Source organism: Burkholderia sp. SIMBA_051 (assembly GCF_046534915.1).
Taxonomy (GTDB): Bacteria; Pseudomonadota; Gammaproteobacteria; order Burkholderiales; family Burkholderiaceae; genus Burkholderia; species Burkholderia ambifaria.
The window spans coordinates 1-257 of the sequence record NZ_JAWRXS010000535.1 but is presented as its reverse complement, the minus strand read 5'-3'; the positions used below and the strand labels follow the sequence as shown (position 1 = coordinate 257).

General features: G+C 56.8%; 1 pseudogene. It reads right to left on the bottom strand.

Annotated features, from left to right (window positions below):
* Positions 1-173: 173 nt before the first annotated feature.
* Positions 174-257: pseudogene (locus SB771_RS35605) on the bottom strand (formate dehydrogenase cytochrome b556 subunit); the annotation flags it as partial.

Below are 257 nucleotides of genomic sequence, written 5' to 3'. Positions count from 1 at the left end.
GAGCGACTCGATATCGCCGGCTTCAAGAATGCGTTGAACCAAGGTATCGACCTCTGACAATTGCGCTGCCAGTGCGCTAAAACTGAAGAGCCGCCGCGGTTCCATGAACAAGAGCGGCGGCTCGGGTGCGGTGCGCTAAAAGCCGTACCGCTTGTTTGCTTCTTATTTGCCTCTCACTTGCCGATGGTTTCCTTGAACCAGTTCGGATGATGCTTTCTCGCCCAACCGTAAGTCACCGTGCCGCGCGTCATCGCGCC